Origin of the sequence: Pontibacillus chungwhensis BH030062 (assembly GCF_000770675.1) — a bacterium.
Classification (GTDB): domain Bacteria; phylum Bacillota; class Bacilli; order Bacillales; family BH030062; genus Pontibacillus; species Pontibacillus chungwhensis.
The window spans coordinates 33328-55481 of the sequence record NZ_AVBG01000017.1 but is presented as its reverse complement, the minus strand read 5'-3'; the positions used below and the strand labels follow the sequence as shown (position 1 = coordinate 55481).

22 protein-coding genes are annotated in these 22154 nt (G+C 41.2%); 9 read left to right on the top strand and 13 right to left on the bottom strand.

Translation table 11 applies throughout. From position 1 onward, the window contains the following. Positions 1 to 383 precede the first annotated feature (383 nt). Positions 384 to 1562, top strand: a complete 1179-nt coding sequence (locus N780_RS17105) for a M20 family metallopeptidase (RefSeq protein WP_036786865.1) — start codon at positions 384 to 386, stop codon at positions 1560 to 1562. Here the strand turns inward: N780_RS17105 and N780_RS17100 are convergent. The 3 genes from N780_RS17100 to N780_RS17090 are packed head-to-tail and all read right to left on the bottom strand — an operon-like array spanning position 1556 to position 4283. Then, positions 1556 to 2269: an EcsC family protein gene (locus N780_RS17100; protein ID WP_036786863.1), complete on the bottom strand. Its 714-nt coding sequence runs from the start codon at positions 2267 to 2269 to the stop codon at positions 1556 to 1558. The two genes, N780_RS17105 and N780_RS17100, sit on opposite strands and share 7 nt — an antisense overlap. Before the next feature lie 57 nt (positions 2270 to 2326). Beyond that, positions 2327 to 3547 carry an ABC transporter permease gene (locus tag N780_RS17095; protein WP_036786860.1) on the bottom strand — a complete coding sequence of 407 codons (1221 nt, stop codon included), beginning with the start codon at positions 3545 to 3547 and terminating at the stop codon, positions 2327 to 2329. Continuing rightward, complete coding sequence (locus tag N780_RS17090; RefSeq protein ID WP_036786921.1) at positions 3540 to 4283, bottom strand: ABC transporter ATP-binding protein; 744 nt, start codon at positions 4281 to 4283, stop codon at positions 3540 to 3542. Before N780_RS17090 ends, N780_RS17095 begins: the two co-directional genes overlap by 8 nt. Positions 4284 to 5264: 981 nt before the next feature. Between N780_RS17090 and N780_RS17085 the strand changes: the two genes are divergently transcribed. The 3 genes from N780_RS17085 (at position 5265) to N780_RS17075 (ending at position 7207) form a co-directional block, all read left to right on the top strand. Beyond that, positions 5265 to 5690 carry an HIT family protein gene (locus N780_RS17085; RefSeq protein ID WP_036786857.1) on the top strand — a complete coding sequence of 142 codons (426 nt, stop codon included), beginning with the start codon at positions 5265 to 5267 and terminating at the stop codon, positions 5688 to 5690. Positions 5691 to 5825: 135 nt separating this feature from the next. Beyond that, complete coding sequence (locus N780_RS17080; RefSeq protein WP_036786855.1) at positions 5826 to 6356, top strand: tryptophan transporter; 531 nt, start codon at positions 5826 to 5828, stop codon at positions 6354 to 6356. 491 nt (positions 6357 to 6847) lie between these two features. Further along, positions 6848 to 7207: a YtxH domain-containing protein gene (locus N780_RS17075; RefSeq protein ID WP_036786853.1), complete on the top strand. Its 360-nt coding sequence runs from the start codon at positions 6848 to 6850 to the stop codon at positions 7205 to 7207. Positions 7208 to 7267: 60 nt separating this feature from the next. On the opposite strand, the gene N780_RS17070 is transcribed toward N780_RS17075, so the two are convergent. The 4 genes from N780_RS17070 to N780_RS17055 form a co-directional block, all read right to left on the bottom strand. Continuing rightward, positions 7268 to 8176 (bottom strand): glycine betaine ABC transporter substrate-binding protein, encoded by a 909-nt coding sequence (locus N780_RS17070; RefSeq protein WP_036786851.1) that lies wholly within the window; start codon positions 8174 to 8176, stop codon positions 7268 to 7270. Between the two features lie 92 nt (positions 8177 to 8268). Beyond that, positions 8269 to 9204, bottom strand: a complete 936-nt coding sequence (locus N780_RS17065; RefSeq protein ID WP_036786848.1) for a glycine betaine ABC transporter substrate-binding protein — start codon at positions 9202 to 9204, stop codon at positions 8269 to 8271. Positions 9205 to 9285: 81 nt separating this feature from the next. Beyond that, positions 9286 to 10134: an ABC transporter permease gene (locus tag N780_RS17060; protein WP_036786846.1), complete on the bottom strand. Its 849-nt coding sequence runs from the start codon at positions 10132 to 10134 to the stop codon at positions 9286 to 9288. Continuing rightward, positions 10127 to 11320 (bottom strand): quaternary amine ABC transporter ATP-binding protein, encoded by a 1194-nt coding sequence (locus tag N780_RS17055; RefSeq protein ID WP_036786844.1) that lies wholly within the window; start codon positions 11318 to 11320, stop codon positions 10127 to 10129. Before N780_RS17055 ends, N780_RS17060 begins: the two co-directional genes overlap by 8 nt. Positions 11321 to 11609: 289 nt before the next feature. On the opposite strand from N780_RS17055, the gene N780_RS17050 reads away from it, so the two are divergent. Further along, entirely contained in the window at positions 11610 to 12119 is a 510-nt protein-coding gene (locus N780_RS17050) for a GbsR/MarR family transcriptional regulator (RefSeq protein WP_052115145.1), read from the top strand. A 248-nt stretch (positions 12120 to 12367) separates the two neighbouring features. Then, positions 12368 to 12943, top strand: coding sequence for an HTH-type transcriptional regulator Hpr (locus tag N780_RS17045; RefSeq protein ID WP_036786842.1), 576 nt, complete (start codon positions 12368 to 12370; stop codon positions 12941 to 12943). On the opposite strand, the gene N780_RS17040 is transcribed toward N780_RS17045, so the two are convergent. Further along, on the bottom strand, positions 12940 to 13278 hold the full coding sequence (locus tag N780_RS17040; protein WP_036786840.1) for a DUF1878 family protein: 339 nt from the start codon (positions 13276 to 13278) through the stop codon (positions 12940 to 12942). The two genes, N780_RS17045 and N780_RS17040, sit on opposite strands and share 4 nt — an antisense overlap. A 217-nt stretch (positions 13279 to 13495) precedes the next feature. On the opposite strand from N780_RS17040, the gene N780_RS17035 reads away from it, so the two are divergent. Then, the gene (locus N780_RS17035) at positions 13496 to 14050 is read left to right on the top strand and encodes a DUF3267 domain-containing protein (protein ID WP_036786838.1); all 555 of its coding nucleotides are present in this window, start codon (positions 13496 to 13498) and stop codon (positions 14048 to 14050) included. 164 nt (positions 14051 to 14214) lie between these two features. Further along, entirely contained in the window at positions 14215 to 14394 is a 180-nt protein-coding gene (locus tag N780_RS17030; RefSeq protein ID WP_036786836.1) for a hypothetical protein, read from the top strand. A gap of 672 nt (positions 14395 to 15066) precedes the next feature. Here the strand turns inward: N780_RS17030 and N780_RS17025 are convergent. Then, positions 15067 to 15156 carry a YjcZ family sporulation protein gene (locus N780_RS17025; protein WP_036786834.1) on the bottom strand — a complete coding sequence of 30 codons (90 nt, stop codon included), beginning with the start codon at positions 15154 to 15156 and terminating at the stop codon, positions 15067 to 15069. A 257-nt stretch (positions 15157 to 15413) separates the two neighbouring features. Between N780_RS17025 and N780_RS17020 the strand changes: the two genes are divergently transcribed. Beyond that, positions 15414 to 16340 (top strand): peptidylprolyl isomerase, encoded by a 927-nt coding sequence (locus N780_RS17020; RefSeq protein WP_036786832.1) that lies wholly within the window; start codon positions 15414 to 15416, stop codon positions 16338 to 16340. A gap of 56 nt (positions 16341 to 16396) precedes the next feature. Here N780_RS17020 and N780_RS17015 read toward each other — a convergent pair whose 3' ends face one another. From N780_RS17015 to N780_RS17000, 4 genes are all read right to left on the bottom strand, one after another. Next, a complete protein-coding gene (locus N780_RS17015; protein WP_036786830.1) occupies positions 16397 to 16582 on the bottom strand; it encodes a sporulation YhaL family protein in 186 nt (61 codons plus the stop codon). 649 nt (positions 16583 to 17231) lie between these two features. Then, positions 17232 to 17780 (bottom strand): GbsR/MarR family transcriptional regulator, encoded by a 549-nt coding sequence (locus tag N780_RS17010; RefSeq protein WP_036786828.1) that lies wholly within the window; start codon positions 17778 to 17780, stop codon positions 17232 to 17234. A gap of 97 nt (positions 17781 to 17877) precedes the next feature. Next, a complete protein-coding gene (locus N780_RS17005; protein WP_036786826.1) occupies positions 17878 to 20802 on the bottom strand; it encodes an ATP-binding protein in 2925 nt (974 codons plus the stop codon). Beyond that, complete coding sequence (locus N780_RS17000; protein WP_036786824.1) at positions 20799 to 22037, bottom strand: metallophosphoesterase family protein; 1239 nt, start codon at positions 22035 to 22037, stop codon at positions 20799 to 20801. The genes N780_RS17005 and N780_RS17000 overlap by 4 nt, the downstream gene beginning before the upstream one ends. Positions 22038 to 22154: the final 117 nt, after the last annotated feature.

Genomic DNA, 22154 nt, shown 5'->3' with positions numbered 1-22154 from the left:
TTCCGTTCGCACTGCTAAAGCCAGCGCTGGATGGGGGACTGCGAGACTCCCGCGGGGTAAGGAGCCTATCCAGTTCCGGCGTGGAGGACCTAGCGAGATAAGTCATCTTTTTTACAAAGGCTAATCGCCTTTTCCAAAAAGCTGTCTTATCCTTACGGCCCCAGGCACCACGCCTGCACTTTTAAACTAGGGAAGACCCCACAGAGAGCGAAAGCGAACGAGGAGGCTTCCCAGCTCCCCGCAGGAAAGCGAGTTGTCCCCCATCCAGCTCAAAGCAGTTATTAAAGTAACGGACCTAATACGCCTCTAACGCTTTTAATTTGTCTGTATATTCATATTTTTTCGTCTTTGTTATAATATGGCTAACACAAGGAGGGAAATCCATGGATTTACAAAAAATCTTACAAGACATCGATGCTCATTATGACGAAATGGTCGATATTCGCCGTTACCTGCATCAACACCCTGAATTATCATTTCAAGAAACAGAAACATCCAAGTATATATCAAATTTTTATAAAGAATTAGATATTCCCCATCAGACAGGAGTCGGAGGAAACGGAATCCTTGCTACACTAGAAGGCGGGAAACCTGGTAAGACGGTTGCGTTACGCGCTGACTTTGATGCGCTTCCTATACAAGATGAAAAAGACGTTCCCTACAAGTCAACAGTTCCAAATGTAATGCATGCTTGCGGGCATGACGGCCATACCGCTTCTTTACTGTGCCTTGCCAAAGCATTAAAGTCTCACCAAGAGGACATACCAGGCACCATCATTTTCTTACACCAACATGCCGAGGAGACCCCACCTGGTGGGGCCAAGCAGATGGTTGAGGCCGGTGCTCTTGAAGGCGTTGATGCTGTATTTGGTACACACCTTTGGAGCAACACACCAGTTGGCACCATTGAAACCGCTCCTGAAGCTTTCTTCGCGGGAGCAGATGCTTTTGAAATTACCATTCAAGGGCAAGGCGGCCACGGGGCACAGCCTCACCAGACGAAGGACTCTATCGTTATAGGCTCAGAACTTGTGACTTCTCTCCAACAAATTGTGAGTCGTAAGCTCGATCCATTGAAATCAGCCGTTGTCACAGTCGGTACATTTGAAGCTGGTACTACCTTTAACGTCATCGCAGATAAAGCTACGTTAAAAGGGACCGTTCGCACGTTTAGTCCCGATGTGCAAGAACTCGTTATTCGTGAGATGGAAAAACACATTAAAGGTGTTTGCACCACACACGACGCAAGTTATGAATTTAATTATATGAAAGGATACCCTCCAGTGGTAAATCATCCTGAGGAAGCCGCGATGGTTATCGAAGGTGCCTCTAACACACCAGGCGTTGACCAGGCCCAGTATGTTGAACCCGTTATGACAGGAGAAGATTTCTCCTATTATATACTCGAGCGACCTGGTGCCTTTTTCTTTACAGGCGCACAAAAAGAAGGACACGTTTACCCTCATCACCATCCGAAATTTGATATCGATGAACGCGCCCTTCCTATTGCTGCGAAAACACTATTTCAGTCTTACGTTGTCTATCAACAAAATCATCAGTAACCCATTATGCGGAGACGGTAGGCGTTTTGAGCCGTCTCCGCTAATTGTTCCAACAACTTCGTATTTGCCCACGCACCTACAATCGCCCCAAAGCCAGGAATTAGCTGTAACATCTTAACGAAATCAATCGAGTCCCGGTATTCTAGTTGCAACGTCTTCCAGTCTACGTCTTTTACCCCTTCTTTTTCATGCTCCCAGTTCAACACACGCCTTAGAATCTCCTTGCGCTTCTCATCACTTGAGAAAGCGAGCATAAACACATGCAGGACAAACAGTCTCTCTTCATAATCTTCAACCGAAAACCCATAAATTCTGGCCGTATCGAATAGAAACTTCATTTTAATACTAAGGAGTAATGGAAAATCGGCAACTCCTAAAACAATGCCACCAGCTCCTGTGCCTGCTCCTTCTAGTGCAGCGGTACGCTTATAATCCTTCAGCCTTGCTTCAACTTGCTCCTCTCGCTCCTTTAGACTCCACGCATCGTTCACTTGAATCGGATAGATATAATGAGAACTCGTTAACGACAGTTCAATCATTTGCTTCACACTTCGTGATACTACTTTATGAACACGCTCAGGCACCCAATTGTTCATAGTTGTTTGCACTACTTTTGATTTCCTTTGCACAATCGAGCTCCTCTTCTCCATGCCTTTTACCCAGCGGAGAGCTTCCTGGTGTTTCCTCTCTTCATAAGGCGTTCTCATTAAACTTCCTCCTATACAAAAAGCCGACCCAATCATGTTTTAAGGGCCGGCAAGGTGTTATGTTAATCGTTTTGTTAAATACTTGTAAGACATAAAGTAACTAAAGAGCAACCCACCAACTAATACGATGGCTAACCCCATTAATTCCCCTACAAGCAGGAAAACAAGACCTAATAATGCCGTTTTCACAATCAACAGTAGGAATAACCATTTCGTAAGAGCTTTTCTCTTCGATTCTATTCGCAAAGGATAAAGATCAAGCCACAATACGTCTCTATGATGGTGCCAAAGCGTAACCATCTGAAAGCCACTTAAGTAAAGAAACAAGAAGCTAAACGCAATTTTCATCCAAATGTTCGGCACAAAATAGACGAAAGCCCCGCCAATTAGAACAAGACGAATATATAACCCAAGGTAATCACTACTTCTGATAAACGTAATTCTATACAAATAATCAAATGTCTTATCACTTGAAAACGGAATCGGTTTTTTTATCAAACGAACGAGCCAATGTCGCTTCTTCACACTATTCTTTAGGTGTGGTACATCAGTAAACATATTGGCAATTCGATAAAACACCTGCATGCGCTGCTGGTCTTTTTGAATTAACAAGTCCCAAGCAATGCCCTTACGCTTCTTAGCTAAGCTGTAGTCATACATCATCACAGCGAAGAAAAGGGTGGTGGTTACACCTGCAAATATCCAGTCTCCTCGAACGAAGAATAAAATCGTCAGCCCGTTTAATAAAAAGCGCAATATTGGATCAATGTATCCACTCATCCCAAATCGACTGTTTAATTCCCACCAATGAGAGAGCGTGTTCCATCCCTTTAGAATCAAAATCACAATTCCAAATAAAACAAATTCAGACGTCGCTCTTCCTGAATACGTTGTAAAATAAAGCGGACCGAAAGCGACAACGACAAATAGCAACCCAAAAACTTGTAAGAAGAAGCTATAAAGAATTCCACTTCTAAAAAAGCTCGCCAACCGATGTTCTGCCGGGAGTAAAAAGACTAAGTCGGCTTCCCTTAGAAATGTACGAATGGGGCTATACGTCAAAAGGCTTGCGAACACTACTCCCATCACAAGAGCCGTTGGAAAACTTGAGTCTAACGTAGCCAACCATTGCTGGTAATTATAAGTCAAACCCGCTAAGAAGAAAAACATAGCAAAAGAAAAATGATCATTGAACATTAATCGTAAATAACGACCCATCTCTTTTGTATGAGAGTCAAGTCGTCCCCGCCACAGCTTTTGAGGATCAATCTTAAGCATGATCATCTTCCTTCGTAAGCTGCACGTAGAGATCATCTAACGTCGCATCTGGCATAGAGAAAGACTTGCGCAGTTCTTCAAGCGTTCCTTTAGCACGAATTTCCCCGTCATGAAGAATAACAAATCGATCACAATAACGTTCCGCTGTGGCTAGTATATGTGTCGACATGAGTACGCCTGCGCCCTGGTCTTTCATCTCGTTCATTAACTGCAAATACGATTGAATACCTAACGGGTCCAACCCAACAAAAGGCTCATCCACAATATATAAAGAAGGTTCCACTAAAAAGGCACACATGATCATGACCTTCTGACGCATCCCTTTAGAGAAATGAACAGGAAAGAAATCCAATTTCTTCTCTAAACGAAATTCCTTTAGCAATGGCTGTAAGCGCTCTTCAAAAACCTCTTCTGTTAAACCATAAGCCATTGCGGTTAAACGAAGGTGTTCCCGCAGTGTTAACTCTTCATAAAGGATCGGCATCTCCGGAATATAGGAGAATTGACTTCTGTATCCCTCAGGGTCTTCCTGAAACGTTTTTCCGTTAACTGTTACAGAACCTTGTTTCGCTTGCATCAGCCCAATAATATGTTTAATCGTTGTACTTTTACCGGCTCCATTTAATCCAATTAAGCCTACAATTTCACCCGGCTGTATATCAAATGAAATGCCATGTAAAACATTTTTGTGCGTGTATCCACCTACAAGATCTTGAATATGTAATAGTGATTTCATTTGTATCCCTCTCTTCTTCTCCAAATTTTATCATTCCCCTGACACTTTGCCAAAAAAATCGTTACTTTTTTGTATAAGATCGTTCCATTCTGCCCATAATACTCTTGAAGGCAACGGGAGACGTTGTCCAGGAGCAAATCACTGTTCACTACGTTCAAGGTTTAAGTTCTTCTTAAAATTTGAAATGAGGTGTCTGTGAAAGACCACGCTGAGATAAACTCCACCATCTGGTAAGAGCTTTATAAAAACACGCATTCACTAAATGAGGTGTTGACAGCAGGTATATTCGCGAGCTTTAGACACGTTTCTACAGAGTCCATTTCGATGATCTCTGTACACTAGTGGCAGCCCCACGCGTGTCAAAGTGTTTCCCAAACATCCGTTAAGGATACCAACGTCTCCCAAACCTTCTTACAGGCAGGGTGTCTCTTATGAGGCACTCTGCTTTTGTTTGTTATGATAGTTGAGAACAAATCAAATGGGAGTAGGGTCGGTACGTTTGTTGAGCGGATAGGGGTGTCTGGGGAACGACTCGCTTTCCGCGGGCGAGCTGTCGAGCCTCCTCGGGCAAAAAACATGCCCTGCGGGGTCTCGTCGACCTCTTTCTCCCGCAGGAGTCTCCCCGTGCCCCAGACACCCCTTGCTATTATTTGGTTTAACGACCCCGCGGCTTAAGTTGGGCCTTAAATCTAGATGTAGCTTGTTTCCGTTACCTCTAGTTCGGAAAAGGTGGGCCTGGAAACTGCGAGACTCCCGTGGGAAGAAGAGTCTAGTGAGACCCCGGAGACCGGCTTTGCCGGTTGAGGAGGCTCACCAGCTCCCCACAGGAAAGCGAGTGGTTTCCAGGCCCACCTTACACACAACCATGGCAAACGGAAACATTTGCTCAATTTAAATTCACGTCTTGCAAATTGGAACTTGTCCTGTTTTCTGATACGATATATACACAATATAGCCATGGGCTGAAATGGAGGAGATCAGATGAGCCAAGATTGTATCTTTTGTAAAATTCGCGATGGAGAGATTCCTTCTGCGAAAGTGTATGAGGATGAAGATGTGTATGCTTTTCTAGACATTAGCCAAGTTACAAAGGGGCATACACTTGTCATCCCTAAAGATCATGTCAAAAACGTGTACGAAACGTCTTCTGATGTAGCGGAGAAAGTGTTCTCTCGTGTTCCAAAAATCGCTAATGCGATTAAAGCTACTTATGAGCCGGTTGGGTTAAATGTTCTTAATAACAACGAAGAAGCAGCAGGACAGTCTGTATTCCACCTACATATTCATCTTATTCCTCGATACGGGAAGAATGATGGATTTGGTGCGAAATGGGAAGAGCACTCTGACGCCTATTCGCCCGAGCAACTACAGACAATCGCAGGAGAAATTGCCGCAAACATCGGTTAGACTTCAAGCTGTAAGAATCTGAGATGTTTAGGTTTCGAGAGAGTTTTGTTATAATAGATTTAGACTTTCGCAGTTGGTCAAGAGGACACAGCTGGAAGGTAAGATGAGACTAGTTTAGAAGAGGAGAGATGTAACGTGAAGAGTCGTCTAGACACGCGTGTGTTGGTATTGTTGTCATTAATTGTTGGGATTGGTGCTGTATTGCATATTTTCGCTCCACCTATTGTAAATGGGATGAAGCCTGATATGCTCTTGATCATGATGTTCCTCGGAATCATTCTATTTCCTAAGTTCCAATATGTCATGCTTCTATCCCTCGTTACGGGAGCGATTGCTGCTTTAACTACGGGATTACCTGGAGGTCAGATTGCAAACTTAATCGATAAGCCTTTAACAGCGCTTGTCGCTTTCGGAATTGTATTGGCTGCAGGTAAATTTACAAATAGAAAAGTCCTTGCTGCAAGTGTAACCCTTGTGGGTACACTGATTAGCGGAGCTATTTTCCTATTTGTAGCTGTTAACATTATTGGTCTTGTAGAAGGAAGCTTTATGATTATGTACGCAACAATCGTCCTGCCGACGGCAGCCTTCAACACTGTAGCCATGACGGTTATTTACCCGATCGTTGAAAAGATCTCAAAACGATCCCGCATCGCAACTGCATAAAACGGTAAGAGTGTGTTCCTTACAAGGAGCACACTCTTTTTTTGATTACAGAGAACCACTTTACCTTCTGAGCATTCACACGAACGTTTGTAAATTCAAGTTCCTCTTTAGTCAGTTTGGCCCTCTCTTTCGTCACTCCGTAGTTGTTTTTAGTCACTCCGCACTCGTTTTTAGTCACTTCGATCCCCTCTTTCGTCACTCCGAGCTCGCTTTAGTCACTTCTACACCCTATTTCGTCACTCCGCACTCATTTTTAGTCACTTCTACACCCTATTTCGCAACTCCGCACTAGCTTTAGTTACTCCGACTCCCTCTTTCGTCACTCCGAGCTCGCTTTAGTCACTTCCACACCCTCTTTCGTCACTCCTCCCCGCTTCACAACCTGCTGTTCCTGTATTGTTATGACTTTTCTACAAGAAATAAAGTTTATACCTCAACACAAAAAGGAAAAACGGATATAATAGAAGATAGTAAGGAAAGGAGTTGTGGTTATGGGAAAAGGGAAATCATTACTACTTGGATTTGTCGTAGGAGGAGTCGTAAGTGCATCAGCTACATTATTGTCTGCTCCTTCATCCGGAAACAGAGTACGGCAACAAGTTAGAGATTCTAGCGACCAACTCAAAACTACCCTTGCAAACTTGCAAGGTGAAGGCAAACAACTGACAGAACAAATTGCGAAAACATCTAAAGAAGGTGCTTCGTTACTACGAGACCTCTCAACGGAAGTAAAACAATCAATCGAAAGCTGGAAGCAAACGATTGAACCCCACCAGAAAAACATCCAAAAACACTTACAGGAAATTGAAGAGAGCTTAAAAGAGCTCGAAGAGAAGGCTAAACAACAATAGGTTTTATCTAAACGTAAAAAGGTGTACTCCCTTCTTTGGGAGTACACCTTTACTTTTGTATTATTCTTTTGGCTCTAGGTCTTCAATTGAATCAATATCCATGTAATCTGGTACGACTAAACCAATTTTAGCACCTTCAAGATTTGCTCCTAAATCAACGAACTCTTCTTCAAAGCTTTCATAATGATCTCCGTGAGTACGCGGCAACCATGCAGAGGTCATCGCATCAGAATCACCTTCAGCAATTGCTTGGAACATTGGTCCGATTCCCGCTTGAGTTAAATCTGTTTCAAATCCTTTTTGTTTTAGGACTTCAGAAATGACATGTGTTGAACTGATTTCAGATTGCCATGGTACATAAGCAAGTTGAACTGTACCACTTCCATCCTCAATACCTTTTGTCCACTCGTCCACTTTATCCTGGTTATTTTCAATCCAGTTTTGAGCTGCTTTAACAGGTTCTGTTCCTTCCTGAAGTTCAAGCATTACGCTTTGCATGTCCTCTGGAGACCATTTAAAGTTATCAAGAATTTTTGCAGCATCCGGCATATCTTTCTCAAACCCTTTACGTACAATCGTATTAATATGTTCAGTACCACCGTATACTTCCTTAGGATCTTCTAAGTATTTCAAATCATATTCTGCAAATTTCCAGTGTGGTGTCCACCCTGTTACGATAATCGGTTCTTCGTTATCAATAGCATTTCCAAGCTGTTCTGTCATAACGGCTGAGGAGCTTGAAGAAACTTCCCATCCTTCTAGATTCTCATAGTCCTTTAATGCATTGTCTGTGGCGACCATAATACCAGCACCTGATTCGATTCCTGTAAGGGTATATTCAAGTTGTTCACCTACTGAAGCCTTTGTATCACCTGAGTCCCCGCTTGAGTCGTCCTCTGTTGAACCACATGCAGCTAGTGCCAACGACAATGATAAACCTGCTGTTAATCCAAGCTTTTTCCAATTCATGATATAGCTCCTTTGATATGTATTGTGTATGTAACAGTTTAAAAAGACAGCCCACCTACAAAAGTAGGCAGGCTATGTGATACTAAGACTTTTTATTCAGCTTGAAGATCTTCAATTGATTCAACGTCCATGTAATCCGGAACGACTAAACCAATCTTAGCACCTTCAAGGTTCGCTCCAAGATCTTCTAATTGACCTTCATAAGACTCGTAAAGATCACCGTGTGTCCCTGGTAACCAAGCTGCTACCATTCCATCAGCTTCGCCTTCAGCTACAGCTTTCCACATAACACCGTTGTCTAATTGGCTAAGTTCTACATCAAAGCCTTGCTCACGAAGAACTTCACCGACAACGTTTGTAGAAGCAATTTCAGAGTCCCAAGCTACATAGGCAAGCTTAGCTGTTGTACCGTCCACTTCTTCAGTACCCTTTGTCCACTCATCAACTTTATCTTGGTTTTCATCAATCCAGTTTTGAGCAGCTTCTTCTTCTGGAGTACCATTTCGAATTTCAAGCATCACAGCTTCCATATCAGCTGCTGTCCAGTTGAATTGATCTAAAATTTTATGAAGATTTGGCTTCTCATCTTTCAGACCTTGCTTCGCCATCGTTTTGATTTGTTCTTCGCCACCGAATACACCTTCTGGGTCTTCAAGGTAGTGTAGGTCAAACTCAGCGAATTTCCAGTGCGGCGTCCAACCCGTAACGATAATTGGTTCTTCATCTTCGATCGCTTGTGTAAGTGCTTGTGTCATAGCACCACTTGAAGATGTTTGAACTTCCCAACCATCTAATCCGTATGTCTCAATGGCATCGTTAGCAGCACCTACAACGCCAGCTCCTGCATCTACGCCTGTAATGGTATAATCAAGCTCTTCACCGTAATTAACGGCTTGCTCCGTGTTTTCACCGTCTCCACTTGATGTATTTTCTTCTTCTGAACCTTCATCTGATCCACAACCTGCAGCAACTAGAGACAATGATAATCCTGCTGCAATACCTAGACGTTTCCAATTAAGATTAAGCATACTAATAAAACTCCCCTTTTTTTAAAATAGTAACTAATTGAACTCTATTGAACTTCTTAACTAAGAAGAAACAAACTATCATTATTCACCTTTTTGTGTATTCAAACTTTGCGTAAAGCGGTCAATGACAATCGCAAGGATTACAATAGATACACCCGCTACGAAACCAAGACCTACATCATTACGCTGTAAGGCTGTGATTACTTCTTTTCCAAGACCTTCTGCTCCGATCATGGATGCGATAACAACCATGGAAAGAGCTAGCATGACTGTCTGGTTAATACCAGCCATAATCGTCTTTTTCGCCATTGGCAATTGAACTTTAAATAGCTTCTGGATCCCTGTTGTACCAAAGGCGTCAGCTGCTTCGATTAACTCAGTCGAAACCTGTCGAATTCCTAAGTTTGTAAAACGAACTGTAGGTGGTACTGCGAAAATAACAGATGCGAATACCCCTGGAACCATTCCAATACCAAAGAATGCAACGGCTGGGATTAAGTATACAAAGGCTGGCATAGTCTGCATAAAGTCTAAAATCGGCGTAAGGATTGCCTGCACTATGTTACTCTTAGCCATCCAAATTCCAAATGGAACTCCGATAATGACAGAAATCAGACTGGCGGTTATTACAAGAGAGAACGTATCCATTAACTGCTCCCACATCTCTTGGTTGAGAATAAACCATAAACCTACAATCGAGAATGCAGCCAGACCAATTCGTTTCCCTGTTACAAAGAATGCAATGATCGCAATCACTGCTATAAATATCCACGGGTTAATCATTTGCAACGTTTCACTCAAGAATTCGATAAAGGAATCTAAATTATTCTTAATGGGATCAAATACAAACTCAAATGTATCTGTAATCCATTCCACAGAGTTATCTACCCATGTTTTTACTGGAATCATTGGCAATAAAGTATTACTCATTGATCGACACCTCGCTTCCTGCTAGTGCTCCAATGACGGCTCCGCGAACAATGATGCCGCGTAACTTCCCGTCCTCAACCACTGCAATCGGTACAGGTGAATTGTGAATCATGTCAAAAATGTCATTCATTGGCGTATCAAGATCACAAGTTGGCACATTTGTTTCAATTACATTGGTTAAATCCTTCACATTCTCTTCTATAGCTTGAGAAGCATTGTCAGCAGTTACATAACCTTTTAGATTACGAGAGCGGTCTGTCACATAAATACTAGAAAGACCTTCTTCACGCATGCGCTCTAACGCTACGCGTGGACCATGTTTCTCAATATTCACTGTTTCAGGACGTTTCATAATATGTTGCGCCGTCAGAATCTTAGAACGGTCTACATCTTCAACGAATTTCTCTACATAATCGTTTGCCGGGTTTACTAGAATGTCTTCCGGGGTACCGATTTGTACAATAGAACCATCTTTCATTAGCGCAATGCGATCACCAATACGAAGTGCTTCATCAAGATCGTGTGTAATGAAAAGAATGGTTTTCTGCATGCGTTCTTGTAGATCAAGAAGCTCATCTTGCATTTCTTTACGAATAAGTGGATCCAAAGCAGAGAAAGCTTCGTCCATTAGCAGAACTTCAGGATCATTCGCAAGAGCTCGTGCAAGCCCTACACGTTGTTGCATTCCCCCAGATAGTTGGCCTGGGAACTGGTTAATAAAGCTTCCAAGCCCTACAAGTTCCAAGGACTCTTTTGCTTTTCTAGAACGGTCCGATTTATCAATACCTTGTACTTCTAAACCAAACTCAGTATTTTGAAGCACGGTTCGATAAGGGAACAAAGCAAAACGCTGGAATACCATACTCATTTTCTCGCGACGTACACGACGTAGGTTTTTACTATCCATTGCAGCTAAGTTCTCTTCGTTAATGTATACACTGCCTTCAGTCGGTTCAATTAATCTATTAATCAATCGAACAAGTGTTGATTTACCACTACCTGAGAGTCCCATGATAACGAAAATTTCGCCCTGTTCAACTTCAAAGGAAGCTCTATTTACACCGACTGTATTTCCTGTTTGCTTTAAAATTTCTTCTTTCTTTTGTCCTTGATCAAGCAGCTTCTGTGCTTGAGAAGGATTCTTACCGAAAATCTTTGACAAGTTTTCTACTTTGATGATCGGCACCTAAATTCACCCCTCTAAAACATTTTTACTATTTCTAATGAACTATTTTTCTGTTGTGTTTCGTTCAATCACTCACCTTTTATACTATATACTGTCTGTTTGTTTAGTACAAACGATAAATTCTTTGATTTAAGAACATATTTTTCGTACAGTTTAAACTGAACATACTGGCATGAATAAAACCTTCAAATTACTCCATTTTGCTCCAAAATGCTACCCAATCTGATATTTCCAAATTTTATCGCAATAGTGTAATGTGATGGGTAGTATACGAGAAGGAGGTTCCTTCATGTCTGAAACTGAGAACAACAGTATAATGAGTGAAGTTCAGTATCATGCAATAACAGAATTCTCTAAAACCATTGAGATGTTTAGTCTTACACCTTCAGAAGCGTTACTGTTTAGTACCCTTTATATAGAAGGCGAACCGATGACTCTTGATGAAATGAGTGAAGCACTGGCAAAAAGCAAAACGTCGATGAGCACAGGTATTAGAAGCTTGCTTGACCTCAACTTAGTTGAACGTGTCTGGAAAAAGGGCGTGCGCAAAGACCTCTATACCGCGAACTCTGACTTGTTCAACAAATTTATGTCCTCATACATCCACAAATGGCTAGACGCTGCCAATCGCCAAAAACATTCACTAGAAGAAACTAGATTACTTTTAAAGAAAGAGAGAAAGGAAATTAGAACGGGAGAAGCAGATCATTTAGAAGAAAAATTAAATGAGATGATTAATTTTCACTGTTTAATTTCGAAAGCCTTTTCAGAAATAGACCCCTCTACTTCTGATTCATAAACAAGACCCTGGTTCTTTCATTAGAACCGGGGTCTTTTTTTATCTCAAAAAAAAATTTTTTACTTATTCACAGAAAACTTTACTATAAAATACCCCTTTATGACGGGATTAAACGCTTATTTAAGCATTACTTCCTATTATAAGTGCACATTAGATCTTCTCTTATAAGGGTTTTCTTGCGATAATAATGGTGAATACTGTCCATATAAATCTAAAAATCTAGTAATCATCAAGAGAGGGGGAAGGTTATGAGAGATGATACTACAATCCAAGAAGCTATTCTTTACAGTCATAAAATGGCCCAACTTAGCAAGGCCTTATGGAAAATGATTGAAAAAGATTGGCAACAATGGATCAAACCTTTTCATTTAAATATAAATGAACATCATATATTGTGGATTGCTCACCATTTGAAAGGGGCAAGCGTTTCTGAAATCTCTAAATTCGGGGTTATGCACGTCTCAACTGCCTTCAACTTTTCCAAAAAGCTTGAAGAGCGAGGCTTACTCTCATTCTCTAAACGTGAAAATGATAAGCGTAATACGTACATTGAGCTAACTGAAGAAGGAGAAGAGCTTCTTTTGGAAACGATGAAATCTTATAATCCAGAGAACAATTCCGTTATACGTGGCAGTATGCCATTAAAAGACATATACGGCAAATACCCAGAATTTATAGAGTTAATATCGATGATTCGGGAGATATACGGAGATGAATACATGGAAATTCTCGATCGTTCAATGATGAACATCGAATCCGAATTTCAAAAAGAGAACGTTTTCACCGATTCCGTGAAGGGTGGAGAAGATCACGAGGAGAACTAGTCCCCCTTCGGAACATTTTCGAATGCGTTCATAAGATCAGTATAATATCCTTCTTGTTTTATGGCCGAAATGGCCTCATCCGGATGAAGTTTCATGTTTAACATCCCCGCAAAATGAATCAGGAGGTCCGTAAAATCTAGCAAACCTTCTTCTACTTCTTCTTTAAAAGAAGTATCTAAGGTAGCTAATAGCATCATTACCTCCTGCCATTCTTCTTCTGTTAATCCTCGTTCAATGACCATTTTTGTAAAAGGATAGTCTTTCATTTGCTCACTGTTCGTTAACAACTGCACTTGAAAGGCTATTTTTTTTATGTTTAAATCCATTTCGTACATCTGGACTCCCCCCTCTTTTCACCCATCATTTAATCCCTTTTCAAGGCACATCCCCCAAGGCTTAGAGTACTTTTTTATTTTTTTATAAAAAGCCTATTGATTTCTTCTATAAAACATCGTATCATTCGATATGCCAATCTTATTTGAGCGATTCATTCACTATAAAAATTTTACTATACAAGACTATATCTTGTCACAAATAAGGGGGTTATTGATTATGAATCTTAACTGCTGGAAATCCTTTAACATCACGAAAGAATTTGGCTCTAACCGTATTTATTTATTGAGCTTAATTCTTGGGGTCATATCTTTCATCCTGCTTTATGTACCATTGGCTATGGTTCATCAAAGTCATCAAGTTCATGATTACGGATTACTTCCGTTGGCAGCTTCATTGTTCTTGTTGCCTGCGATTCATAAGTTGATGCATATGATTCCACTTGTACTTTTGAACAAACGTGTTCGAGTTCGCTGGAAATTAAAAAAAGGCGTTATTCCTACGTTTTCCTATAGAACTTGCTCAACGTTATCGAAAACAACGTCCATTATGGTGGCTCTAGCACCAACTGTCCTATTATCTGTACCAGGATTGATTACAAGCTTTGTATTCCCAAACTATTTCGCTTATATCATCTTGTTCACAGCCGTTAATATTGGACTATCTTTCACAGATTTCTTGTGCGTTAACCAATTTATGCGCGCACCAAAACAATGCATTATTGAGAATGTAAGAGATGGGTATGATATCTTAATTGACAAATACAAAAAGTAACCCCAGTAGACCCTTTTAGATGCAGGGAATGAAGACTATTCCAGAATGGTACTCATTGCTAATGCATTTAAAAGGGTTTTTCTATACATATAAGTATTTTTACTGTTCAACTTTTTGTTTTTTTGATACAGTAATTTCATAGGTGCAAAAGGAGGTTTCTATTTATGTCAGTATTCTTTGTACCATTTGCGCTTTTTATATTATTCGTCTTTAACTCTTTAACCCATTCCCTTTGCCTTAAAACGGAAATGGCTGTTGAAAAGCAACCAAAAGTGTTTCGTACGATTAACATTTTAATCACCATACTATTGATTTCGTCCTACGTCGAAATCCTGTATACCTAAAACAACGTCTCTTGCATAGAAGACGTTGTTTTTTTGTATAGCTGAGAGTCCTTTTCCGTTTGCTTCTTTTGAGTGTAAGGAGGGCCTGGGAACCACTCGCTTTCCTGTGGGGAGCTGGTGAGCCTCCTCAGCCGGCAAAGTCGGCTCCCGGGGTCTCACCTAGGCTCTTCTGCCCACGGGAGTCTCGCAGTTTCCAGGCCCTCCTTTCCCTATTGGGTTAAACGGAAAAACAAACTATGTGAAATGGAGATGGGAATAAACAGAAATTATATGTGAGGCTACCATCCATGCTTTTTAACGGAATCCTACTACTTCAGTAATCCACTCTTCCGAATCACCTTTTCCATATGTGATGTAATACAAACATGCTAAATAGTTGAGATATAGCGGACATTTTCGTTCACTTTCCAGCTTGTGGTCCGTTAGTCAAATTTTCGTAAGGGGTGGATGGGAAACGGGGAGACTCCTGCGGGAGAAAGAGGTCGGTGAGACCCCGCAGGGCGCGCTTTTTGCCCGAGGAGGCTCGACAGCTCGCCCGCGGAAAGCGAGTCGTTTTCCATCCACCCCCACCGCTCAATAACCGGAACGGACCCTCCCCAAATCGGATATGAACACAAAAACCCTCTGCCATTTGGCAGAGGGTTTTCTGTTCATATCCGATCTCAGGGATGATTAGTACAACCAAGATGCACCAACGATGATTAACAAAATGAATAGAACGACAATTAAAGCGAAACCGCCGCCGTAACCTCCTTTGCTCATGAAGCCACCCCCTTTTCTAACTTACTACCGTATCATATGCAGGGGGGGCTTGGTCTGGATAGGCGAATGACCCGGTTTTGAAAAGTTTTCCTTCAATTCCCTATAGCCCTAGTGTTTTACACCTTCAGTATGTTATATTATTTCAAGGATTAGGTTGTCTAAGAGCTACTTTCACGAAGCTTAAAAAACGCCTCATGAAGAGCACTTATATGGCTCTAAACTTTTGACACAATTAAATGATTAGGAGTGTTTACCTGATGAAAAAGATTGCTTTGGCAACGACGCTTACTGCAGGTGTATTAGCTTTATCCGCATGTTCCGGTACACAAGGGGACGATGAAGCGAGCAAAGATTTAGTCGTTGAATCCAAGAACGGAAATATCACGAAAGATGAATTTTACCAAGAACTGAAGGATCGCTATGGTGAACAAGTTCTTCATGAAATGGTTGTGACAGAAGTTCTTGATGATAAATATGAAGTAACGGAAAAAGAAATTGAAAAAGAAGTAGAAAAATACAAAGAGCAAGTTGGCGGTCAGTTCGACCAAGCCCTATCTCAAATGGGCTTCAAATCTGAAGAAGACTTCAGAAAAGTAGTAGAACAAAGCCTTATGCAGCAAAAAGCTGCAAAAGCTGAGATCGAAGTTTCAGATGAAGAAGTTCAGAACTACTATGATCGTATGAAAACAGAAATCCGCGCTAGCCACATTCTTGTAAGCAGTGAAGAAAAAGCAAAAGAAGTTAAACAAAAAATCGAAGAAGGTAACAAAGACTTCGCAGCCCTAGCTAAAGAGTATTCAGAAGGACCTTCCGCTTCAAACGGTGGTGACCTTGATTATTTCGGTCCTGGTAAAATGACTCCAGCATTTGAAGATGCTGCCTATGAACTTGAAAAAGGTGAAGTGAGTGAACCTGTGAAGACAGAGTTCGGCTTCCACATTATCAAAGTTACGGACAAGCGTGAGAAAGAAGACGTGAAGCCTTTAGAAGAAATGAAAGACCAGATTAAAGAAGACCTTAAGGCCAACCAGCTTAACCAAGAAAATGCGAAGAAAACAATCGATAAGCTCATTGAAGAAGCTGATGTTAAAGTTAAAGCTGAGGGCTTAGAGGATATTTTAGACAAGAAAGCTGAAGAAGAATCAACTTCCGAAGATACAGAATCAAATTCTGACCAAGGATAATTTCATATAAAAAAGGTTGCACCCATAGAGGTGCAGCCTTTTTTTTATATCAATTTCTAACTAGAGGCCGACTGCTTCCTCTTTTTCGCATCATCAATTCGATCCATGTACTTCTTGCCCTCTTGTTCGATAAATTTTTGTTCCATTTCCTGTTCAGCTTTCATCGCTCGAAGTGCCATATATCCACTAAATAAAATAAATACTACCATTGCTAACACCCACCATGGAATTCCTGCAATCATGGAATCTCCCCCTTGTCCCCTTTTGATACAAGCCTATGCGGGGTTCAAGTTGAATATTCCAGTTCACTCTACTAGCTTGTTCAAGAATAAGGCAGGATTGTTGAAGACTCGAAGCAGAGACATGTTAGTGTAAATGGGGCCGTTATTTTGTTGAGCGCTTGGGGTGTCTGGGGAACGACTCGCTTTCCGCGGGCGAGCTGTCGAGCTTCCTCGGGAAAACCACCCTGCGGGATCTCGTCGACCTCTTTCTACCGCAGGAGTCTCCTCATTCCCCAGACACCCCTTAACAGATTAAGTATAACGTCCCCTCAGCTCGAGTATGGCGGGGATCCAACATTCCACCCCCTTATGTAGCGTGCTTCCGTTCCCTCTATATAAGTCAAAGGTGGTTCGGGAAATTGCGAGACTCCTGCGGCAGTAGGAGCCTAGGGGAGACCCCACAGAGAGCGAAAGCGAACGAGGAGGCTTCCCAGCTCGCCGCGGAAAGCGAGTGATTTCCCGAACCACCTTATTCTCAATTTGGGAAACGGAAGCATCCTCTCAACTTCGAGTCTTCCATATAAGGGGTCTTATATGGAAGACTCGAAGCATGAACATAGCCATAAAAAAAGCATGTCCTTTTCTAGACATGCTTCTTCCATGGGTAGACTTAGTCTCCCTTTGGTACGTATTTAAAGATTTCGCCTGATTCAACAACACGAATAAACTTCATGAGCCAGCGATAATATTCTTTCGCATACTCTAATCGGTCGATATCGCGCTGAATCATGCCTTGTAATTCTTCGTCGTCTGTATCATTCATAATGGCACGAAGTTCGGAGATCGCTTCATCAGCTTCTTCGATATTCGTTTCAGTATGATGTCTCCAGCGGTTACCAAATAACGATGTGAAAGATTTATACCAATCTTCTTCAGATTTATATAGATCTTTTCGTACACCCTTTCGGAATGCTGGTTCGACCATCTTCATCTCTGATAAAGATCTCACACCAGTCGACATACTTGTCTTACTCATTTCAAGCGCATCACGCATATTATCTAGCGTCATTGGCTGATCTGCAAAGTAAAGCGTTCCGTACAATCGACCAACAGAAGAGGTGATTCCGTACAGGCTCATATTTTTGGCGATCACTTGAATAAATTTTTCTATTGTTTCTTCATATTCTGTCCATTCTTGACTTCTTTCTTTATCTACCAATGGACGACCCTCCACTAGCTTTATTCGACATTGTCCTCAAGTATTTTATCACTATTATTCCAAAAGTGCGAGGTCATGACAAATAAAAACTTAATTTTTATAAAAAAATTTTTTTACGTTCTGTTATTTTTTGATTAATTGTATCACTACATGTGAACAGAATGACTTGTTGGTCTTGTGCAATTTGTTGTAAAAGCTCTAGGATCTCATAGGTTCGTTCATCATCAAAATTTACGAACGCATCATCAATAATAAACGGTAAAGGATGTTCATCTCTAATGGTTTGACTTAACGCAAGCCTTAGAGCCACATATAACTGTTCTTTTGTTCCTTGAGACAATGACTCAACAGAGAAACGGACTCCATCCTTTCTTTCGACCCTCATCATTTCTTCTTCCCCTGGAAGCCATACACGTAAGTAGGTATCTCTTGTTAGGATGGAGAAAAAGTGACTGCAATATTCAACTACTGCTGGCATTCTTTCTTTCTGATACATTTCTTTCGTCTGTTTCAATAAAGTATGCGCTACTTTATAGACTGCCCATTCTTTAGCTATTTGTTTGCTTTTGTCTTTCTCTAACCTCACTTCATGCCTTTTCATGGAGTAGCGTTCATCTTTTTCAAGTAGCTGTATGTTGGACCTGAGGTCAGCCAATTGCTGTCGCTTTCTTTCTATCTCAGCCTCTGTATTCTCCAAATCTTCTGTCGCAAGAGCAAGATCTCGTTTTAGAGATGGCTCATCTATAGTCGAGTGAATTGCTTCGGAGGATGTGGATTGGTCCATATAGATCGTATCGATCTGTTTCTTAAGCTGCCACAGTTCCTCTTCTATTTGTTCTACTAGACGCGCTTGTTCACCTTGCTTAATGAAAGAATCTGAGTCTGAAACATCCGCTTTTTCATACAACTGAAGCAACTCTTCTTGAATCGGTAACTGTTTTCGCTCTAATTGATTCATTTGACTGCGCAAATCATTTATACGCTCATCTAATTTATGAAGGTCTCGCTTTTGCTCTTCTACCTTATTGATGTATTCTAATGCATTGTTCCATATGGAATCTATTTCCCCTTCACGCTCGATTTGTAAACGGTCTGCAAATAAAAATAATTGATTTTCTATTGTTTTTTGTCGCTCGGCTAATGTTTCAATTTGCTCTTGTTTTTTCAACCATTCTTGTTGCCTTATTTGAACACTAGAAAGTCGTTGATACACTTTAGGCCAATAAGACACAGATACTTGGTTTAGGAAAGGATAATGATCGGTTTGTTCACCTATAATTTGATTGATCCTTTCTTGACGCTGCTTTAAGGTATGCAGCTGTTCCTCAATTTGAATTTCACGCATATTGCACTGTTGGATGCTTTGCTCGTATCGCTTGACCTCTTGTGCTTTTTGATCTTGTTCTTGTAACTGTCTTTCCAACTCCCACACATTATCATTCGGCGCTCGTAGCTGTTCTTCATGATACGGGACAATTGAAGGGCTATTAACTGAACTTTGTTTAAGCTGTCGTACAAGAAACCATGTTGCCACTAACAAAAAAGCGCTGAATATAAACCAAAAGGGTTCTGAGAGCACCCAACCACCAACTGCTCCAGACACCGAAAGGAAGATCCCAACTAAAAAGATTTGATTTGCAAACTTTGATTGTTGATGCACCATATGGCGACGATTCTTCGATTGTTCCTCTTCTAATTCTTTTTTCCATTCCTTTTCTCGAGCACGTTCTACGGAAGTTCTTAACTGCGCTTCATCATCTTCTGATAACATTTGATCTTTGACACGACTCCGCTGGCGTTGAAGCTGCTCTTCCTCTTCGTGATTAAGTCGTAATTCCTGCTCTAATCGAGCACGTTCTTCTTCAAGTGTTTCTTTCTCATGCCCGATTCGTTGCCATTCTTCTTCCATATAGAATGGTAAAGAGAGCTCTAATACATCTTCAAAAGTAAGATGTATGCCCAGTTCTTCTATTTTGTTGGCCAATCGCTCTTGTTCTTGTCCAGATTCGTCTAGAAGTCCTTCTAAGCGTGCACGGTTAACATCATATTCTTGTTTATGGTCCATCCACTCTGTTATCTCTTCAACACACTCTTCATCGTAAGAAGGCACTCTCTCCTTCTTTGACTCTTCTCTTTGCAGTTCCTGTTTAACAACTTCTTTTTCACTACGTATCGGCATTTCCTGTTCTTTAAGCTTGTAGTACCTTTCTAGTCCTTGCTCTGGGAAATGAAGTGTTTCTGGTAAGGATGAACGCTCCGCTTTAAGTTGTTGGTAACGAAATATTAAATGTGAGGCTTGATGATGCTTCTCTAACAGATCCTTCTTCTCCATATATGTTTGGCGCTTATCTTGTAATTGGTGAAGCTCATCTTGCACTTCTTGCTCTTCCACTTTTAGACCTTCATACTTTTGTTCTTCTTTCTTAAGGAGAGACAACGTCTGTTCCATTTCTTTCACATGAGCGAACTGTTCATTGAGGACCGGTTTCCTCCCTTGTTTCTTGAAGAGACGTTCAAGTTCCTTTTCAAGCTTCGTCTCTAGTTGATAGATCTGTTTGGACCCGGTCATACCTACTCCGAATAAGACATCCCCAATAGCTTTAGAACCTACTGTGTGAATATGCTGGATATCATGTAAATCAAAAGAAAAAATGGCTTCAAACGTGTTCTTATCCATTCCTTTTAAATAATGTCGAAGCCACTCTTCAGATTGTTCAGATCCGTCATCAAAGTAACACCGTGCCTCTCCATTATTCTGATTGTAATCACGTTCAATGTACACTGTCCCATAACGAAGGTCTGATATCATTAAACGCCCTCCAACCGTTCCACCCATTTTCGGTATAAAGGACTTCACTTTTTTGGGCGGGAGGTTAAATAGAACATACAAGATAAACTGTCTTAGAGTTGACTTGCCGGCTTCATTTTTACCATAGAATACCGTCAACCCTTCATCTTGGAAATCAATTGTTTTTTGATGCCATTTACCAAAACCATAAATCAATGCTTGTTTGAGTTTCACTCTGATCGCTCCCCCTCCAACAAGGACTTGAGCAAATAAGCTTCAGCTTCACTTACTATTTCTTTCTTCTCTTCATCTGAAAAGGTCCCTACATATTTCCGACCCTGCTTATGGGTGGTGAGTTCAGTTATCATCGACTCAACCTCATCACTCTCGTCAATTCGACGAATTAGATCAGCGACGAAATGAGAGCCTTGCTTTAATTCTTCACGATCCCACGAAGGGGTAGAATGGATGACAATGTCTTGAACCCATAGCCATGCCTCCTCCTCTTCTTCTTTCTCATTCCATACATCTACAAGGTTGCGGACTGCTTCTTCCTTCATTTCATCTCCTTCTAAATATCCTTCGATCTTCATTTTGAAAATCATAGGACCGTACACCTGTCGATTCTCCTCCTTCCATTTATCTACCTCATCATGAAATTCACCTAATGTTTGGATATGGCTTACGTCAAATGTTGCTTGCTGAAAGAGAACAGAATGCGTCGGCAGAAACGTAAGAGTCGTATTCGTTTCTGCTAGATCAACGAGATAACATCCTTTAGCCCCGTCCTCTTTATGGTGTCGGCCTTGTATGTTCCCTGGATACACAATAGGTGGTTCTTCTTGCAAAATCTGTCGCTTGTGAATATGACCAAGTGCCCAATAGTCGTGTCCTACTTCGTTCAACTGTGAAATTCTAAAAGGAGCATAAACATCATGGTCGGTATTCGTTGCTATACTCCCGTGAAGAAGCCCAATGTGATAAACATCCTCACGAGTCCGCTCAAACTCGACTACCTTTTCTTCATAAACAGCTCGCCTTGAATAACTAAACCCTTGAATATTAGCCACATGTTGGCCATTTTTGTAGAAAGGAATGGTAGAGACCGCTTCTTCTTTAAAGATCGAAACGTTATCCGGATATCTTACTGGATAGAAGCTCCCACCAGTATGGTCGTGGTTTCCATGTGAAAGGAACACTCTAATACCTGCTTTATGTAATGTGTCAAAACCTTTCTTAAGGCGAATTTGCGCCTTTAAACTTCTACCGTCTTGATCAAATAAGTCTCCAACCATTACGACAAAATCAACTTTATTCTCTATAGCGTGTGAAATGATCCGTTCAAACGCTTGAAATGTACTTTCGACTACATCTTTGGTGAAACGCGATGAAAGCCCTGACCCGATCCCTTTAAAAGGGCTGTCTAAATGAAGATCCGCACAATGGATAAAACGCAGCGGTGGCAACATACCCCAAAACTCCCTTCCTATGCTAATGGTTGTATTTTATCAAAGGTGACCATCGAATGCACGTTCGCCTCATATTTTAACAGCTTTCTGGGGAAGATAATCGAGGAGGTGACTTAA

Bases quoted from the DNA above. Each gene is read 5' to 3' on its own strand.
- N780_RS17030 (WP_036786836.1), top strand. From the start codon at position 14,215: ATGTCAGTATTCTTTGTACCATTTGCGCTTTTTATATTATTCGTCTTT.
- N780_RS17100 (WP_036786863.1), bottom strand. From the start codon at position 2,269: ATGAGAACGCCTTATGAAGAGAGGAAACACCAGGAAGCTCTCCGCTGG.
- N780_RS17000 (WP_036786824.1), bottom strand. From the start codon at position 22,037: ATGTTGCCACCGCTGCGTTTTATCCATTGTGCGGATCTTCATTTAGAC.
- N780_RS17015 (WP_036786830.1), bottom strand. From the start codon at position 16,582: ATGATTGCAGGAATTCCATGGTGGGTGTTAGCAATGGTAGTATTTATT.
- N780_RS17085 (WP_036786857.1), top strand. From the start codon at position 5,265: ATGAGCCAAGATTGTATCTTTTGTAAAATTCGCGATGGAGAGATTCCT.
- N780_RS17065 (WP_036786848.1), bottom strand. From the start codon at position 9,204: ATGCTTAATCTTAATTGGAAACGTCTAGGTATTGCAGCAGGATTATCA.
- N780_RS17070 (WP_036786851.1), bottom strand. From the start codon at position 8,176: ATGAATTGGAAAAAGCTTGGATTAACAGCAGGTTTATCATTGTCGTTG.
- N780_RS17020 (WP_036786832.1), top strand. From the start codon at position 15,414: ATGAAAAAGATTGCTTTGGCAACGACGCTTACTGCAGGTGTATTAGCT.
- N780_RS17090 (WP_036786921.1), bottom strand. From the start codon at position 4,283: ATGAAATCACTATTACATATTCAAGATCTTGTAGGTGGATACACGCAC.
- N780_RS17025 (WP_036786834.1), bottom strand. From the start codon at position 15,156: ATGAGCAAAGGAGGTTACGGCGGCGGTTTCGCTTTAATTGTCGTTCTA.
- N780_RS17105 (WP_036786865.1), top strand. From the start codon at position 384: ATGGATTTACAAAAAATCTTACAAGACATCGATGCTCATTATGACGAA.
- N780_RS17095 (WP_036786860.1), bottom strand. From the start codon at position 3,547: ATGCTTAAGATTGATCCTCAAAAGCTGTGGCGGGGACGACTTGACTCT.
- N780_RS17035 (WP_036786838.1), top strand. From the start codon at position 13,496: ATGAATCTTAACTGCTGGAAATCCTTTAACATCACGAAAGAATTTGGC.
- N780_RS17050 (WP_052115145.1), top strand. From the start codon at position 11,610: ATGTCTGAAACTGAGAACAACAGTATAATGAGTGAAGTTCAGTATCAT.
- N780_RS17075 (WP_036786853.1), top strand. From the start codon at position 6,848: ATGGGAAAAGGGAAATCATTACTACTTGGATTTGTCGTAGGAGGAGTC.
- N780_RS17060 (WP_036786846.1), bottom strand. From the start codon at position 10,134: ATGAGTAATACTTTATTGCCAATGATTCCAGTAAAAACATGGGTAGAT.
- N780_RS17045 (WP_036786842.1), top strand. From the start codon at position 12,368: ATGAGAGATGATACTACAATCCAAGAAGCTATTCTTTACAGTCATAAA.
- N780_RS17040 (WP_036786840.1), bottom strand. From the start codon at position 13,278: ATGTACGAAATGGATTTAAACATAAAAAAAATAGCCTTTCAAGTGCAG.